The organism is Bacteroidota bacterium (assembly GCA_005882315.1).
Lineage (GTDB): Bacteria > Bacteroidota > Bacteroidia > Chitinophagales > Chitinophagaceae > VBAR01.
In genome coordinates, this window is record VBAR01000001.1 from 257,521 (window position 1) to 274,748 (window position 17,228).

General features: G+C 38.5%; 10 protein-coding genes. All 10 read right to left on the bottom strand.

The window, feature by feature from the left end; translation table 11 throughout:
* Positions 1-7: 7 nt before the first annotated feature.
* The 10 genes from E6H07_01040 to E6H07_01085 all read right to left on the bottom strand — a co-directional run bounded on the left by E6H07_01040 (position 8) and on the right by E6H07_01085 (position 17,150).
* Entirely contained in the window at positions 8-994 is a 987-nt protein-coding gene (locus tag E6H07_01040; protein TMI64532.1) for a glycoside hydrolase, read from the bottom strand.
* Between the two features lie 8 nt (positions 995-1,002).
* Complete coding sequence (locus E6H07_01045) at positions 1,003-2,598, bottom strand: beta-xylosidase (protein TMI64533.1); 1,596 nt, start codon at positions 2,596-2,598, stop codon at positions 1,003-1,005.
* Between the two features lie 4 nt (positions 2,599-2,602).
* Entirely contained in the window at positions 2,603-3,991 is a 1,389-nt protein-coding gene (locus E6H07_01050; GenBank protein ID TMI64534.1) for a hypothetical protein, read from the bottom strand.
* A gap of 25 nt (positions 3,992-4,016) precedes the next feature.
* The gene (locus tag E6H07_01055; GenBank protein TMI64535.1) at positions 4,017-5,696 is read right to left on the bottom strand and encodes a beta-xylosidase; all 1,680 of its coding nucleotides are present in this window, start codon (positions 5,694-5,696) and stop codon (positions 4,017-4,019) included.
* 10 nt (positions 5,697-5,706) lie between these two features.
* Positions 5,707-7,110, bottom strand: a complete 1,404-nt coding sequence (locus tag E6H07_01060; protein ID TMI64536.1) for a glycoside hydrolase family 27 protein — start codon at positions 7,108-7,110, stop codon at positions 5,707-5,709.
* Positions 7,100-8,434 carry a rhamnogalacturonan acetylesterase gene (locus E6H07_01065; GenBank protein ID TMI64537.1) on the bottom strand — a complete coding sequence of 445 codons (1,335 nt, stop codon included), beginning with the start codon at positions 8,432-8,434 and terminating at the stop codon, positions 7,100-7,102. The genes E6H07_01060 and E6H07_01065 overlap by 11 nt, the downstream gene beginning before the upstream one ends.
* Positions 8,431-10,398, bottom strand: coding sequence for an alpha-L-arabinofuranosidase (locus E6H07_01070; GenBank protein ID TMI64538.1), 1,968 nt, complete (start codon positions 10,396-10,398; stop codon positions 8,431-8,433). The genes E6H07_01065 and E6H07_01070 overlap by 4 nt, the downstream gene beginning before the upstream one ends.
* A 128-nt stretch (positions 10,399-10,526) precedes the next feature.
* Positions 10,527-11,891: a glycoside hydrolase family 88 protein gene (locus E6H07_01075; GenBank protein TMI64539.1), complete on the bottom strand. Its 1,365-nt coding sequence runs from the start codon at positions 11,889-11,891 to the stop codon at positions 10,527-10,529.
* A gap of 164 nt (positions 11,892-12,055) precedes the next feature.
* Entirely contained in the window at positions 12,056-14,014 is a 1,959-nt protein-coding gene (locus E6H07_01080; GenBank protein ID TMI64540.1) for a RagB/SusD family nutrient uptake outer membrane protein, read from the bottom strand.
* A gap of 19 nt (positions 14,015-14,033) precedes the next feature.
* Positions 14,034-17,150: a TonB-dependent receptor gene (locus E6H07_01085; GenBank protein TMI64541.1), complete on the bottom strand. Its 3,117-nt coding sequence runs from the start codon at positions 17,148-17,150 to the stop codon at positions 14,034-14,036.
* Between the last annotated feature and the right edge of the window lie 78 nt (positions 17,151-17,228).

Here is a 17,228-nt window from a genome sequence, read left to right on the forward strand (position 1 = left end):
AGTCCTGCTATTTTACAGGGTTTACACCCTCAGAAGTCATTATTATCCTCTTTATAGTCCCATCTTTATTATAATAGAGATAATCAATACAAACTGAGCGGTGAAAACTGCCTGCATCTGGTACAAGTGCTCCATTATGGTAAATGAAATAATTCTTTCCTTTAAAATTTATAATTGCCTGGTGGTTGGTATTGCTGTTGCCTGCAATTTCATTCAGTATCCCTTTATACTCCCAGGGACCATTGATATTGCGGCTCATGGCATAGGCTATCTTCTCCGGAAATTCATAAGCATAAGAAAGATAGTACCAACCATTTCTTTTATGGACCCATGGAGCTTCTGTAAATTTTGGAAGATCAATCTTTTTAAAATTACCATCCATTTCAATCATGTTTTCCTTCAGCTTTACATAATGCAAAGTGGTATTGCCCCAGAATAAATAAGCCTGCCCGTCATCATCAATAAAAACAGTTGGGTCAATATCATCCCAACTGATCTTTGCTTCAGTGGTCATATCATTTGTAATAAGTGCTTTGCCAATTGCGTCTTTAAAAGGACCAGTTGGGCTATCACTGACTGCGACACCGATCGCTTTTCCTCTATGTGTACTGTCGTGAGTGATTGCAACAAACCAATAAAATTTTCCATTGCGTTCAATCACCTGGCTGGCCCAGGCATCATCTTTAGCCCATTTAAATGCTTTTACATTTAATGGTGAAGGATGTTCTCTCCAGTTTACCATATCTGTTGTTGAAAAGCATAACCATTCATGCATTACATAACGGTTTTCTTTTGGCGGAGCTATATCATGCCCGGTGTAGAGATAAACTTTGTCCTTAAAAACCAGTGCTGCCGCGTCGGCAGTGTATTTATGACGAATAATGGGATTTCCATTTGCTTGAAATGTCGTGTCAGTTATTCTATTGTCATTCTGCGCATAAGTTATATTGCTAAATAAAAATATCACAGCAAAATATATTGAAGTTCTTTTCATGTTACATTTTAATTTTTAACCAACACTACATCATCCACATAACAAAAAGCATTTGCTTCAGCTTCTGCTTCAAAACCGATCTCTGCTTTTCCATTCTTTATTTTTATATGTTCAATTTTAATTGCTATCCAACCCGCATTTTCATTCTTTATATTATACTTAAATATTTTACCATTACTCTCAGCATACATTTCAAGTCTGACAAAACCACTGCTGTTCCTCACTTTGGCAGTTAATAAGTAATCACCGTCTTCCAACTTTACATAAGGTGATGAAGTTATTGTTTGTGATACTTTTCGTTTAAAGTTGACTTTATCGTTTATCTGTAAGCTTTTCTCCCCAATTACAATATTCCGATCATTTTGTGTATTGAAATAATTCAAGACCGGTGAATTATTGCTATCGAGAGAAACTTTGTTGCCATCCAAAACTGTTGTGATCCAACCCAGCAAATGCTCTTGTACAGGTTTCACATGGCTTGGAATTCTTCTTCTATCTGCTTCAAAACTTCCATTCATTACATAATTATTATCCCTGCCAACTTTCCATTCGCCTGTTTTTGCATTTATATTCCAGGAGCCGAGTGAATTAAAATAAGGAACGCTTCCATCAAAAGAAAGCGGAAACCACTGATTATAACCTAATCCATTTCCTGCAAAATCAGCCCATCGGTCACCACAGTAAATAACAGTTTCCTGTTTGCTTCCTTTCACATTAAAGAAAAATCCAGTTTGAGTTACATGTGCATAATCATTTTCACTTCCCTTCATCACTTGCATATCATTTGTTGGTAAATAAGGTCCGCGAATATCATCGGCAACCAGGTAATAAGCATAAGAAGCATCCCATCCATAAATGTTAGATGCGGCCATGTAATATTTGCCTTTGTATTTAAACATACAATTCCCTTCCCTGCTTTCTCCCTGAAAAACCTTTGTGCAGTCCAACAGATTTACCATTCCATCCTTCACACCAATTTCTGAAACGTATATCTTATTTCTTCCACTGCCGTAAGAATAAATTAGATAAGATTTTCCGCTTTCTTCATCTGTAAAAATCGTCTGATCGCCAGTGTTTGTAGTACCAATCATATCCTTCATGTTTATTCGCTGATGCCATGTGAATTGACCCGTTGGTGAATCAGCGACAGTAATCAGCACCTGGTTACCATGCTGAACTACCATTGTATATTTATTCAACTCTTTGATATAGGCAACACCCAAACGCCCCACCCATGTCTTCGGGATAGTCTTAAATGCCTCTTCCTTAGTGAATACATCCGCTTCAAATGTCCAGTTGATCAAATCGGTAGAACTATAACAGGTTACCGTTTCAAATGTAGCATTGGGTAATGTTACCGATGGATCGTTACGATAAGTCTCGGCTTCTTTATAATGAACGCCATACCAGTAATATTTTTTTTCACCAGTTACCGGATCTGCAAATTTGAATATTCCACCACCCTGGCTGTAAATCGGACGATCGTCTTTTGTTTTCCAGAATATATCGTTTTTAATATTGAGTAGCTGTGCTTTTGCGTTGTCTATGTTTAGCAATAACAAAAACAGTGTAACTGAAAGAGAATATTTGATTAATCTTTTCATATCCTCATTTATAAGCTCTCTTTAACCATTCTTCCGGAACAGGAATAATGCAAATATTCATGCTCCTGTTATCAGCAGATAACATCGCTGATTGAATTTGGATTTTTGTGCCATCAGGACTCATTGTTGGATGCGGGTGATCTGCTGCAGTTGTTTTATGCCCGGCCGAAAGCAACATCATTTCACTTGTATGCCGGTCAATCAAATAAATATTTCTTGCAAAATCATCACCTACGGCCCATCGCCCATCTGGTGAAGCACTTACATGCCAGAGGCCACTTCCACTTTTTGTTTGACCTACAATTATCATCTCTCTCGTACGAAGATTTACAATTCCAAGGCCAGTTGGTTTTTCTCTTGTACCGGAAGGACCCCATGCAGCTTCTTGTCCTGGATTAGCGCCACTCACCGGTGTGCCTGCTTCAGCAGTTTTATTCGTTCCGGGAATTTTCCGATGACCCATGATCGCAATAGCTACTTCATCTTTACCAGTAACCGCTTCATGTGTTACCCATTCATATTCCGATTCGGGATAGAGCGGACGAAGACCTGAACCATCACTCATCACCGTCCATGTACGTTGTGGTGATTTACCGCCGGTCTCCCAGCAAAAAACAATTTCGCCACCTACCCATGGATTGGTTTGTATATGCCCGATCTGAAAAGGAACAGAGATGACATATTTTATTTCACCGGTATTTATATTCATGCCTGCAATACCATATGGCCCTGCCCCCATATTACGTGGACCAAAATTCTTTTCCAGTTTCGTATCCGGAGCTAAATGCTTTGTTGCTTCTTGCACACCTACACGGAAATAAGCCCATTCTTCATCACCATCAAGTGCCATATCACCACCTGCACCTAACTCCTTTGGTGTAGTACCACAAATGCGTTGGTACACATCTCCCTTTTTTAATGTCCCTGCTTTGCTGTCGGCAAATAATTTTTCAAGATCCACTTCTATAATTTGAACCGGGCTTTGTACACGACGACGAGCTGTATCTCCCGGCGTAGTTGGGATCGTATCAGTTTTTGGATTACGCATAAAATACAACTTCATTGATTTGCGTGCAATATTCAGCATGCCTGTGTAACCACCTTCTGTAACCTGCACAATATCTCCTGTCTTTTCATTCACTGCCATCGCTTCGCCTCTTACACGATTGGATCGAAAAATAAGCCACTGCCCGTCAGATGTCCATTGATTATGTGTTTGATAAATTTTTGAATCACCGCTTTGTGTGCTGGTAAGAAATAAAAGTTTGGTGCCAGTAACAGGATCAATAACTTCTTTACGTTCAGATGGGAAACGTTTTCCGATTTGAGCATGAATCGTAACTGACAATAATATTTCTGTAAAAAATATTACGACAACTAAATATTTTTTCATTGTGAAAAATTTTTATTTGATTAAATCACCAATCCAGCTTTAGCAAAGAAACTCCCTGTTGCGGTAATGATATACTTAATGATAGTTTACCTGATATAACTTTTAATTTTTCAGATTTGCCGATCGTTTGTAACTGGCCTGCCTTTTCTAATGTTGAAATCTGTTCTGCAGTCGGACTTTGCGGCGAACCCATTTTCTTCCACACTTCATATGAATTGCTGTGTTCATCATCAATGCGGTATTGTGTAAGTATTACTAATGTCGAAGGCAACCCATCAATACTTACTGCTACAGGTAATGCAGCTTTCATCACATCATCATCATGGTAGTTCCAGATCATTACTGTTGCCGATTTTTTATCCTTAGCTGCCAGCCCGCCAACATCATTATATGATCTTCTTACGCTTGAATCCACCATCGTTTTCAGATCGTACATCTGGTTGCCTTTTACTTCTGCTCTTTTTCCTTTCATCATTCCAAACATTCTGAAAACATTCAATACTGGTTTATCAACTCCATTAGTAGCTAAATCCCTGAAACCATAATACCAGGGCTGATCTTCAAATTCAAATGCCCAGGTAACAGCGCCTAAAAAATTTACTTTGAAAGAATCCGCCAATAAATATTTCCTGGCAAAAGAAGCTGCTGTATAACTTGAATACATCGTTCCGTTACGGTACCCGTTTGAAGGATTTGTTTTCATACCACATGCTGCACAACCTTCGGGATCACTTTCACCAATTACTACAGGAAGGTTTTTTAATTGAGGATAAGATGCTACGAATTTAAAACCGGCATTTATATCCGATAATTGTCTTCCCATATTCATTTGTACATGACCATCTACTACTCTTGGCGATCCTTTGGCATGAAATAAGATCATATCGACAGGTGCACCGATCTTTTTTGTTACATAATTGGTATCCGAAAAACAATGTTTTATAAAAGCATGCATCCATTGTTGTGCACCTGCACCGGCAGTTCCTGCAATATTTATTCCACCGATCTTTGCAGTTGGTAAAGCTCTTTTTACTGCATCGGTTGTGTAATCATATAGTTTAAAAAATTCTTCCTGTGTCCCTTTCCAGTAGCCGTTGGGTTCATTCCATAATTCCCACCACCAGCTTTCCACTTCTTTTTTTCCATAACGATTAACGCTATGTCTCACCCATTGAAAAACAAGTTCCGCCCACTTGTTATAGTCCTTCGGGGGGTAAGCCCAGCCGGAAATTATTGTAGAATATTGATCTCCGGGTTTCCAATTATGTTTATATGGATCAGGATTAGTAGATAATGCCTGTGGCATAAACCCAATTTGTGCCAGCGGTTTCATTCCGCGTTGTACATAAGTATCAAAAATGCTATCAATGATTTTCCAGTCGTAAACAGGTTTTCCATTAGCATCTTCTGTATATGCATTGGTACTTCCCCATTTCAATGAGGGTTTTCCATCCCCTGTAACCAATAAACTATGTGCTCTTACATGAACAGGCACCGGGCTTAATGCAGCGATCTCTGATAATAATTTTTTCCCATCTTTCATATAGGTATAGTTTGGTTCATCATAACCAAACCATGCCCAGACAGGTTTCATTTCACCCAATTCCTTTTTTAAATCAACCTGTATTGTTGGTGATTGTGCAAATAATAATGTTCCGCAAATTTGAAACAAACAATAGAATATTATGACTTTGAAGTAATTCATTATTGCTATTTTATTCAACAGTTAAACGCAACAATACTGATGCATGTTTATTTATATTCTGTTTATATGTTTTTTTAAAACTTCCAACATCCATTTTCTTCCACAAATCCCTTACTGTTATTTTTCCTTTTATTCCCAATGCTGAAAAATCAACTGCTACATCATGTGCATCTTCGCTGATATTGAATAAACCAACATACCAATCCTTACTACCACTTACATTCGATACCCAAACCATGCTTCCATCTTTTTTATATAACTGTTTTGGATTTTCTCCATGCTGGTTTACTGCCAGCACTTCTTCATTGGTAAATAATTTCAATTCCAGCTCGCGGTTCTCGGGTTGATGACCACCCAGCATTAACGGTGATCGGAATATGCACCAGAAATTCATATGTGTATACAATTCATCTTCTGTAAAACGGCTATAACGTTCCGGACCAACAGGGCCACGTTTTGAAAGCTTGCCAATCTGTATCATATCACAATCGGGCCAGTGACCGGGGCTGCCAGTGCCTTCCCAACTTTTTGCATAATCAAACATCTGTAATATCATCTTCCAGTTGTCCCAGAAATCATCCGCCATACGCCACATACTCGTATGCTGTTTTACATGATTGGCTTTTAGTACTGGTGTTTCACCGGGAGAAATACTAAATGCCATTGGCCTGCCAGAATTTGCAATCGCTTTTTCATATCCTTCTACTTCTTCCAAATGATAAGGTCGTGCTATATCATCTACTTTTATAAAATCAACATCCCAATCTTTATATAAATTCAAAATCGAATTCAAATATTCCTGCGCACCCGGCTTACTCATATTCAGTCCGTACATATGATTCATCCATGAACAGGTAGAACTTGTATCAGCAATCATATCTGCTGTTATTCCATTTGTTCCTAATACAGGTGATTTAGACCATACAGCCTGGCGTGGTATGCCACGCATTACATGAATGCCGAATTTTAATCCGAGTGAATGAACATAATCACTTAATGGTTTAAATCCTTTATCGCCAAATGCTGAAGGAAATTTATGTGTATGCGGAACCAATCTCCCCCATTTATCCATTGTAAGCCAGGGAACATAGGAACCATCCTGTAATTGTCTTTGGTAAGGGTTGCCAATTTTACTCCCGGGAGGATTGTCATATGACCATAAAAAATCTACTACTATATATTGCCAGCCATATTGTTTTAAATTCTTTGCTACATAATCTGCATTGGATTTTACTTCATCTTCATGCACTGCAGATCCGAAACAATTATAACTGTTCCAGCCCATAGGGGGTGTTTGTGCTGGCTGGCTATGAGATACAGTGAAGCATACTACAAAATAAATAGTCAAAACAGCATGCAGTTTATTTAAACCTCTCATTGTTTTATCATTAAACCTAGATCTTTTAATTTCCATCAGGTTTAGAAGAAGTTACCATTTGACTCAGCGGCCAGTTCCATTTTTCAACTGGATCTGGTTTACCAGGATCAAATGGAGGAATATCTTTTCTTAAATATTTTGCTATATTAAGTTTTGCGTCCTTTATTCCCTTCATAATACATTTAGCTATCTGCCACGCACCATAGGTATTAAAATGGGTATTGTCCTTTAATTCCGTTTTCTGCCCGGGAAATGTATTGGCTGGATAATGAACAAATGCCTTAATTGATTTTTCAGGTCCCCATGCTTCATACAATATTTTACTCATTGCATTTAAATCGATCAATGCAACATTTTCTTCCTTTGCTGTTTGCCGCACTGCTTCGGGATAATCGCCGAGTGTATTAACGATATGACCTGTTGAATCAAAATTCCTTCGATGCATGGAAGTAACGAGCACAGGAATGCCGCCTTTTTTTCTTACTTCACTGATGAAAAACTTTAGATCACGTTTATAACTGGTAAATGGTCCAACACCTTCACCTTTCTGCTTCTGATCATTGTGGCCAAATTCAATGAATAAATAATCGCCTGCTTTCATTAAACTCAAAATTTTTTCCAACCGTCTTGCACTGATAAAAGAATTCAACGCTTCACCCGACTCAGCATAGTTGGCAACTGCAATTTTTTTCCCTTCAAAAAAACTTGGAATCATTTGACCCCACGCAGCCCAGGGCTCCCTATCTTGGTCAACTACAGTTGAATTACCCGCTAAAAAAATTGTTGGTGCAGTTTTGTTGGGAGTAATTTCCACAGCACATATTTTTGGGTTAGCTCCATTAAATTCCAGTGTTAGCAAATTATCCCAATGCAGATAACCGACTTCCCTATCCTTCAATCTTATTTTTTTTACAACATTACCAGTAGCATCCCTGATCAAAGAATCCTTTACATGCACAGTAAAGTTGACAGTTGTGGTTTTGCCTTTCATTGATGTGACCTTTTCAACCATCAACCTCCTGCATTCTGCACGGATCGTGGCTGATGTATTTTCCAGCTTATCCCCTATGATGACTTTTAAATCATAGTTTCCATCGGGAAGTTTTACTGAAAAGTAAAATGGTTTATCGCTGGTGATAAAATCTGACGTTAACGGATCACCTCCACGGTCTTTTGATTCAACAATTGAATTCTGATCAAAACCATATCCAGTTTGATAACTGAATTTTAAATCGGATGTTATTTGAATATAGCCGGGTGCAACTTTACCTGATCCAAAATCAAATTTGAAAGATGTTTGCTGTGCCTGAAGAGAACAGGCAAGAGCTAAAAAAAATATTACAAATGTTACCTGTTTCATTTTACTAAATAAGAAAGTTTGATCACATTAACAGAATATGGAGCTAATTGCTGATTTATTTTATTTGATTTTACTTCAAACGATTTTTTCAATGGAGCTAGCCTATCCAGTTCATCCAGTTTATTATAACTGTACAGATCATTTCCTGATAGCTGAAAAAACGATGCGTTATTTTTTGCCAGCTTAAGTCCTTCTATATTCAATTCGATCATTTGCGGAGTTGAAGAATTGTTTACCAACTTAACAATAAGTTCATTTGCTTTTTTATCAATAACTGAACTGGCAAACAAACTATCCTTACCCGCTAGTATATTTCCATCCTGTAAAATTTTTACTACATCTGTTCCTTTATTAGTAGAAAACAATTTCTGTACATAATAATTTGGCGTAGCAACTGTTCTCAAATTATCAAACCAGATCAGATCAGGTCGCCACTGCCATGCATCTACATGTGCAAACAAAGGAGCATAAGAACACATCTGCACGATATCAGCATTTCTTTCTAATCCAGTCATGAATGCCGCCTCCGCTAACGCAGATTCCCAATTGTTTCTGCTTTCCGCTTCTGCATTTTCCTTTGAATGTGCAGCATATTCACCAGCGAAGATCTTTGGGCCCGTTCTTTCATAAGTATCATAACGGCTTGCATTGTTAAAAAACCATGTTGGTGGTTTATAATAATGTTCATCGATCAATGAAGGTTTTAATTGCTTCAACTCCTTCCATGCATAATTAAAATATTCACCTTCAGCAAAAGGGCCGGCACCCGATACAATTTTTATTTCAGGATATTTTGAAAGAATTGCCTTCTCAAAAATTTTATATCGTTCAATGTACTGCGGCTCCCATTGTTCATTTCCCACACCGAGAAATTTCAAATTGAATGGAGCAGGATGACCCATATCATTTCTCAGCTTTCCCCATTTAGTAGTTGTGGCGCCATTGGCAAATTCAATTAGGTCGAGTGCATCATCAATATAAGGCTGCAATTCATCCATGGCAACAACCTCACCACTATTGAACTGGCAGGCCATACCACAATTTAAAATCGGCAATGGCTCTGCGCCCAAATCATCGGCTAATAAAAAATATTCATAAAAGCCCAAACCAAAGCTTTGGTAATAATCGGGTGCGGGGCGATTACGGAACTCTACATTCCATCGATTCATTATTAAAGTACGGTCATACACATCGCCCACTGTTGTTTTCCATTGATAACGGTTAGATAGATCTTTCCCTTCTACAATACATCCGCCCGGAAAGCGGATGAAGCCCGGTTTTAGATCAGCGATCTTTTGCACCAGGTCATTTCTTAATCCTCCCGGTCTGTTTTTCCATGTGTCATGCGGAAATAATGAAACAATATCTATATCAATCACTCCCTCTCCTTCAAATATCAAATTGAGTTTCCCTTTTTGTGTAGTATCAGTTGTTGTAAGACTTACAGAATATTTTTTCCAGTCACTGTTGAAATTTTCTATTGAAGAACTCCCGACAACTTTACCGCTATAATTCAGCAACTGTACTTTTATTTTAATATTGGTTGGTCTCTCTGTCCTGGCCATAATAGAAAAATCATATTGCTTCTCTTTATGCAAACCAATTCCGCGGAATCCGTCATTACTTAATGAATAATTTCCTTCCGGGTTGTTGATAGTTATTCTCGCAAATCGTGTATTAGTTGAGTTATCAGATTTGTTGATAATAAGAAATCTTCCTTTCTGGTAATTTACCCTGTTTTCCCGCCATCCCATCATTGCTGTTGGAAATTCAAAGGAACGATTCTTCACCAACTCAGCATACAAACCACCATCAGCACCAAAGTTTATATCTTCAAAAAAAACGCCCCACATAGTTGGAGCTATTGAAGCAACTGGCTTATCTGCAATAACAGTAAGCTTTCTTTGAGAATAAGCACTTGTAAATAATAAAACAGAAATAATTAAAACAAATCCTGTCTTCATTTGATGGGGTTTATTTTCAACTAAAAAATGTTTTGGGCTAAAGCCCATGAAATTCCGTCTTTTCAATTGCCCCGGTCTTAAGACCGGGGCAATTGAGCTGTTTTTCTAAGTTGGGCTTTAGCCCTTAATTATTTTTTCTTTTCTTTCAATTGTAATGCACTGTCATTTATCTCAAATGAAAAATTATTGAGTAACTCAATAATTTCTGCCCCAGCTAATATTGCAGGGCCATAGCCATGCGCTGCAAAAACATTTACTGGGCGGTAATAATAAAATGCCGGGTCAAATGCCATTCCGGTTCCTACACATGTTCCTTCCACCTGGCCTTTATCGTTGATCTTTGTTGATACAGCATTCCATGCCAATATACTCATTGGCCCATAGCTCATTGGATCAAGCCAGCCTTTATTACAGGCATGTGCAATACAATAAGAATAGATTGCTGTAGCTGATGTCTCTAAATAAGAATCTTCCCTGTCTAATAACTGGTGCCAGAAACCCGAACTACTTTGAAGTCCTGCAAGTCCTTTTGCATGATCTTTAAATTGCTGCAACACTGCAGCTCTTCCCGAATGATCTTCTGGTAATACATCAAGCAGTTCACTCATGGCCATCAGTGCCCATCCGTTAGCTCTTGCCCATCGAAACTCAGGATGTGTTTCCATGCTTTCCACCCAGCCATGCATATATAAACCTTTCTCTTTATTGAACATTCTCTTACTGTAGTCGAGGACTTGTTTAACACAATCATCAAAATACTTTTTATCGCCAGTGAGCTTTCCCATTTGTGCAACAGCAGGTATATACATGTATAGATCATCCAGCCATAATGTATTTTTTTGAGGACGGTTTCTTCCGATAGTACCATCTTTGAAACGATACTCTTTTGTAAAAACATAATTTATATAATTATCGATCATGGGGCGAAGATCAGTTGTCAATCCGCTTCGCTGTGCCTTTATCATAGAAGCGCAAACTGCACCTGCATCATCTAGTGCATGCGGTGTTATCGGCTGATTAAACAATCTTTTCCTTTGTATATACTCTATTGGAAATTTTTCTTTTACGGCGGCTACCCATTTACTTAAGAAATCAAATCTTGTTTTTACATGATCCGCATACTTTTTGTCGCCTGTAGTTTCTGTTGCACGTTGCAGGGCAGAATAGGTAACACCCCACTCATAACTTGTAAGCCGGAAATCACCGGATTTGACAACTGAGTTTGTATCTAACTTACTGATGTCATTGACCACTTCACCGGTTTGTTTATTGATCATCTGTGCCGGGGTAACGCCATCGAGATAGTTAAATATTTTATCCAGCACAGCCTTTACATTTTCTTTTGACGGAGCCTCATACGGCACGGGATAATTCACATTCATGGCATGCAAAGGTGTGACCACATCATTTTTTACAGTTGTTACAGGCTGACCGTTTAATTTGAAAAGAAAAAAAACAGGCAATAAGAATGATAAGCTTATAAATTTTTTCATAATGCAAGCAAATTACATATAACAGGCAATAGCGGATTTTAAAATTACCGAAAACGCTTTCGTTTTCATCCTGAGCTATCCTGTGGGGATAAAATAAAAAATGGCGGTCATATAAATGACTCGCCATTTTCTTCAGTGCTTATGCTTGCTTATATGAAGACTCGTTAATAGCCTGGGTTCTGCATCGCTTGTTTTTGTGCTGGACTTAAGTTTACACCTCCAGACTGTATACCATCAAGGAATGTTTGAGGTATTGGCCGCAGTAAATGGTAATCTTTAATATTGGGAGCCGCATCAGGATTAAATGCTTTAGCACGGTCAACTAATGTTTTGGTGCGGGACAAATCCTGCCAGCGTAAATATTCACCAGCTAACTCACGAGAACGTTCATCCAATAAAAAGCACATCATTCTATCATAAGTAGATGTATAACCAAGCTTAGTAATTATATATTCGTCTTGCGCAGGCAATGGTGAAATACTTGCAACAGTCAAGCTTGTTGCTGTTGAAGGCGGCGCTAATAAATTAAAATTATTGGATTCGGCATAAGAATTCTCAGCCATGTAAGCCATAGGTATCCCTGCTTGTAAAGTTGTATTACTGGCACCACCACCATCATAATAAGCTACTCGGTTTTCTCCACCCTGGTATTGAGCTCTTACTCTTACCGGGTTGATATAAGCCAAAGCATCCGTGTAACTACCAGTACCTAAAAGAGCCAGACGTATTTTAGCTTCGGCAGCTATTAAATATGTTTCTGCACTACGGGCCAAAGTAATATCGCGAAGGCCATCAATATCATTAAAGCCACCTATACGGGAACCATCAAAAAATTTACTTAAAGATGGGAAACGAACATCCTTAAATAATGCAGTATCCAATGTTGCTCCGTTGGGGTAAGCCACATAAACATTAGCAATTAGTCTGTTTGTTCTTGCGTAAGGTATAGTATTTGGCATTGACCTATTAGTAAACCTCGTATCACCGGGCTGATTGATTACATACATAACACCTACATCACCATTTACATAAGGAGCCGCAGCCTTATTTACCAAATACTTCGTTCTAAAGCTCTTCCAAAATCTTGAATCATTCACTAAATCGTACACTCTATACATAAAATAATTTGTAGCTAAACGGCTAAATGGTCTACCTCCACTAAGATCCCGCTGCATCTGGGGTATATCTTCATAGCGGCCTCCGTAATACAGATGCTGTTGATTAACTCCACTGGCAGAAGCATCAGCTGTAAACTGCGCAGATAAAATTATTTCGCCTAGGTTTTCATTGGCACTATTAGGAGCAGTATACTTCCACAGATCTCCAAAGTTTGGCGCCAATGGATGATTGGCAATAATACCATCGCACAAAGGAATAATAGCAGCAAGGTCAGCTGCTTTTGTAGAAGCGTTCCAGGAATTATTAATTTCACTTGCACGGGATAAATATGCTTTAGCCAAAAAATGTGCCGCCGCATCTTTGGTTATTCTTGCAGGACCCCCGGTATTAGCCAAAAGGTTATAAGCCTGTGTAAAGTCAGCGATAATTTGCGCAAATACATCTTTAGGTTCAGCACGGGTAAACTCCAATTCAACAGTGGTGCTGGGTGTAGTTTTTAAAGGTACCGCCCCATACTGGCTCACCAATCTTAAATAACAATATGCACGGAAAAAGTACCCTTCGCCCAAAGCAGTTTTCTTAATAGCATCAGCAGTGGATGTACTTGCAGTTGCATTTTGTATTATAATGTTAGCGTGACCAATTCCTATGTATAAATTATCCCACTGTGCATTGGCAGTAACGGTATTGCTATTAATAGCAGGGACAATAGAAGCAAGTCCATTACCATAAGATGTGTAGGATATGTTTGAATTGTCGCCTCCTACATGAAATTCATCGGTGCCATAGGCCATATAAGCAAAAGCAAATTCGCCATTAAATGGTTGGCAAAATATGTGATGATAAGCACCTGTTACCAAAGATTGAATACCTGGATCAGTTGTATAATATTCCAGGCTCCTTGCTGTTTTAAGTTCTTCATCTAAAAAAGTCTTTTTGCATGAAACCGTAGTCATCACAACTGCAATGATCGCTATAATGATAAAAAATTTATTCTTTTTCATACTTTAATGTTTTGTTGGGTTAAAATGCTGCATTAATTCCAAATATAAAGCCACGGTTGCTGGTAAAGGCAGACACATCCATATCCATGTAGTCGATCTTTGAAAAAAGCATTCCCGGGTTAGCGACCTGGACGTATATCCTCAAACTTGACATACTTGCTTTCTTTAAAAGCTTCGCATCAACATTATATGACGCAGAAATATTCCTGATCTTTATAAAAGAAGCAGGTTGAAATCCTAACGAAGTAGAATAAAGATCTCCGGTACCTGTGGAATAAATTGGTTTTTGAAACTCAGCATCAGTATTGTTTTCTGTGTAATAATCAAGAGCTCGTGTACTAGCTCTGGCCACCATGGCTTCTCCTCCAGTATTAAACAGATAATTTAACCGGCCATATATAAAGATCGACAATTCAAAATTTTTATACGTAAACCCATTTGTCATACCTAATATCCATCTTGGCCTGGTATTACCAACAATTATCCTATCATTGTTTGCATCAATTTTATAATCACCATTTTGATCTACAGGTCTTACATTTCCAGGAGAAAATTTACCAGTTGGCAGGTTAGCATTAAATTTATTCATTTCGACCGAATCAGATACATGCCATAAACCGTTTGCCTGAATTCCATAAATAACACCAATTGGCTGACCAATAAACCAGTTATTATTAATATCATCCTGCTTACCGTTTGATAAAGAAACAATTTTTTCTTTCTGCCAGGAAGCATTAAATGTGGTTGTCCATTGAAAATTTCTGGCGATCACATTCACCGTATTGATATTTATATCTATGCCCTGGTTTTCAGTTTGCCCAATATTTTGTAATGTAGTGGTAAAACCAGTAACCGTAGGGATACTGCGGTTCAGCAACAGATCTTCTGTTTTGGATTTATATAGATCAATTACTGCAGAAATGCGTCGTTTAAAGATAGAAAAGTCCAGTCCTAAATTATACTGCGTTGTTTTTTCCCAGCCAAGTGCCTGGTTGGCTAAAACAGAAGATGGAAGAGTACCAGCAGATATTGTGCTTACAAAAGGATAGAATAAAGGTGTAATAGCCCCTTTTGTAGTATACGCATCAACTGCTGAGTTACCCGTGTTACCAGCTCCTAAACGAAATTTTAAATCGTTAACCCAACTAAGATTTTTCATAAAATTTTCATGGCTGACACGCCAGGCTACTGCAGCACTTGGAAACCATGAATATTTATTACCTGGCGCAAATTGTGATGCGCCATCCTGGCGGGCAGATACCGTTAATAAATACCTGTCGCCAAAATTATAATTCAATCGAGCCATATAGCTCGTTAATTGCCTCTCTATTAAATCAGCATTTCTCGTTACTGTAAGATTGCTTGAAGGAATTACTGATTGATTTAGCGTATACCATCTTTGGCTTGCAAATGGAATTCCGGTTCCTGTAATAGTACTAACAGGGTCCGCTACAAATTTAGTAGCGCTTTGTAACAGAGTAAGACCAAAACTATGTTTGTTTATTGTTTTATCATAATACAATAAATTATCAATAGTGTATGAATAAGTCTGGCTTTTTTGTAGTGAAGCATTGCTGGAACCGCTGCTCGCTGCTGATAGCGCATCAATATAAACTCCCTGCTGGTTGTGAGAAAAATCAGGACCAAAGTTCAGCCTGTATTTTAATCCTTTCAAAACAGGAAGGATCTCGCCAAGATCAACTTGTGCATATAAACTACCAAAAGCCCTAAGCGTTTTACGTTGGTCTTGTGTATAATTCCATTCATCTACAACATTCTTAAATGCAACATCACCAGCTGGATAAAGAACTCTTGCTCCAGTAGCATCGTAAGGAACTGCATAGGTGTAAAGTCTCCTTGCGGATTCATAAATGCTTGTAGCCGGGCTTCCAACAAAAGCACCAATTACTCCATTAGATTGGCCAAATTCCTGTACACTAGAAGTGATATTCATATTAAGACCCATGGAAAACCAATCTGTCGCCGTAATATCTACACTTGCTTTTCCAGAATATCTTGTAAATTTTTGACCAATGGATGTGCCCTTGTTATCTAAATACCCAAATGAAGCATAAGCTTTGATTTGTTTAGTACCGCCACTAACACTCAATGTATGGTCTTGTGTAAGACCGCTTTGAGATACTAAATCTTTCCAATCTGTAGTTGGCACTAGTGAACCATCCCATTTGCTTCCAGCCCAACCTTTATTAATATTAGCCCAGGCAGCAGGATCGCTGGTAGCAAGAAATATGGTCCGGTCATTGGTTGGGTTGGGATTATCGCCCCTTGGATATACAGCAGGGTTTGAATAATGATATGCCCAACGGCGAAAATCAATAGCTTCCGAAGCAGACATCGCTGGAGCTTTATCCACTATCTCCTCGATTGTAACAGAGCTGTTAAGACTTAATTGCAGTCTTCCAGCTTTACCCTGTTTGGTACTAATAATTACAACGCCATTAGCACCTCTTGAACCATAAATTGCAGAAGCTGATGCGTCTTTCAACACATCTATCGATTCTATATCGTTCGGGTTAAGATAATCAACACCCCCTGTACTTAAGGGAATACCGTCCACCACAAAAAGAGGTGTGTTGGATGCAGTTAAAGAACGTATGCCACGAATGTTGATACTTCCAACCGACCCGGGGCGTTCATTAGAGGTGATATCAACACCTGCAACTTTACCTTGCATAGCTTCTAATGCATTGTCAACCGGGCGAGATCTGATGTCTTTCTGATTGATACCTGCAACCGCGCCGGTTACATCCTTTCTTTTAACTGTTGTGTAACCAGTAACTACAACATCCTCTAATGCTGAAGCCGTACTAGAAGTGTGTACGATCACTTCCGGTTGTTCATTAACGGCAACTTCCATTTGAGTATATCCAACTGATGTGACCACCAGCCTTGCTTTTCCTGAAGGGGCCATCAATGAATAAGAGCCATCAGCAATAGTTGCCGTAGCAATGGTGGTACCCTTTACCTGTACCGTGGCTCCTTCTACAGGTTTCCCGTTTTCATCAAATACTTTACCGGATACTTTAAAATTGTTTTGAGAAAATGAAAAGAGTGAGAGGGTTAGCAGGACTGGTAATAATATACCTAGCCTGCATAAAGCAGTTTTTAATTTCATACAGCAGCAATTTTAATTTTAAGAGCCTTCAAATTAAAAGAGCCTTTTTGGGAACTCATCCTGTTCTATCCTGAAATT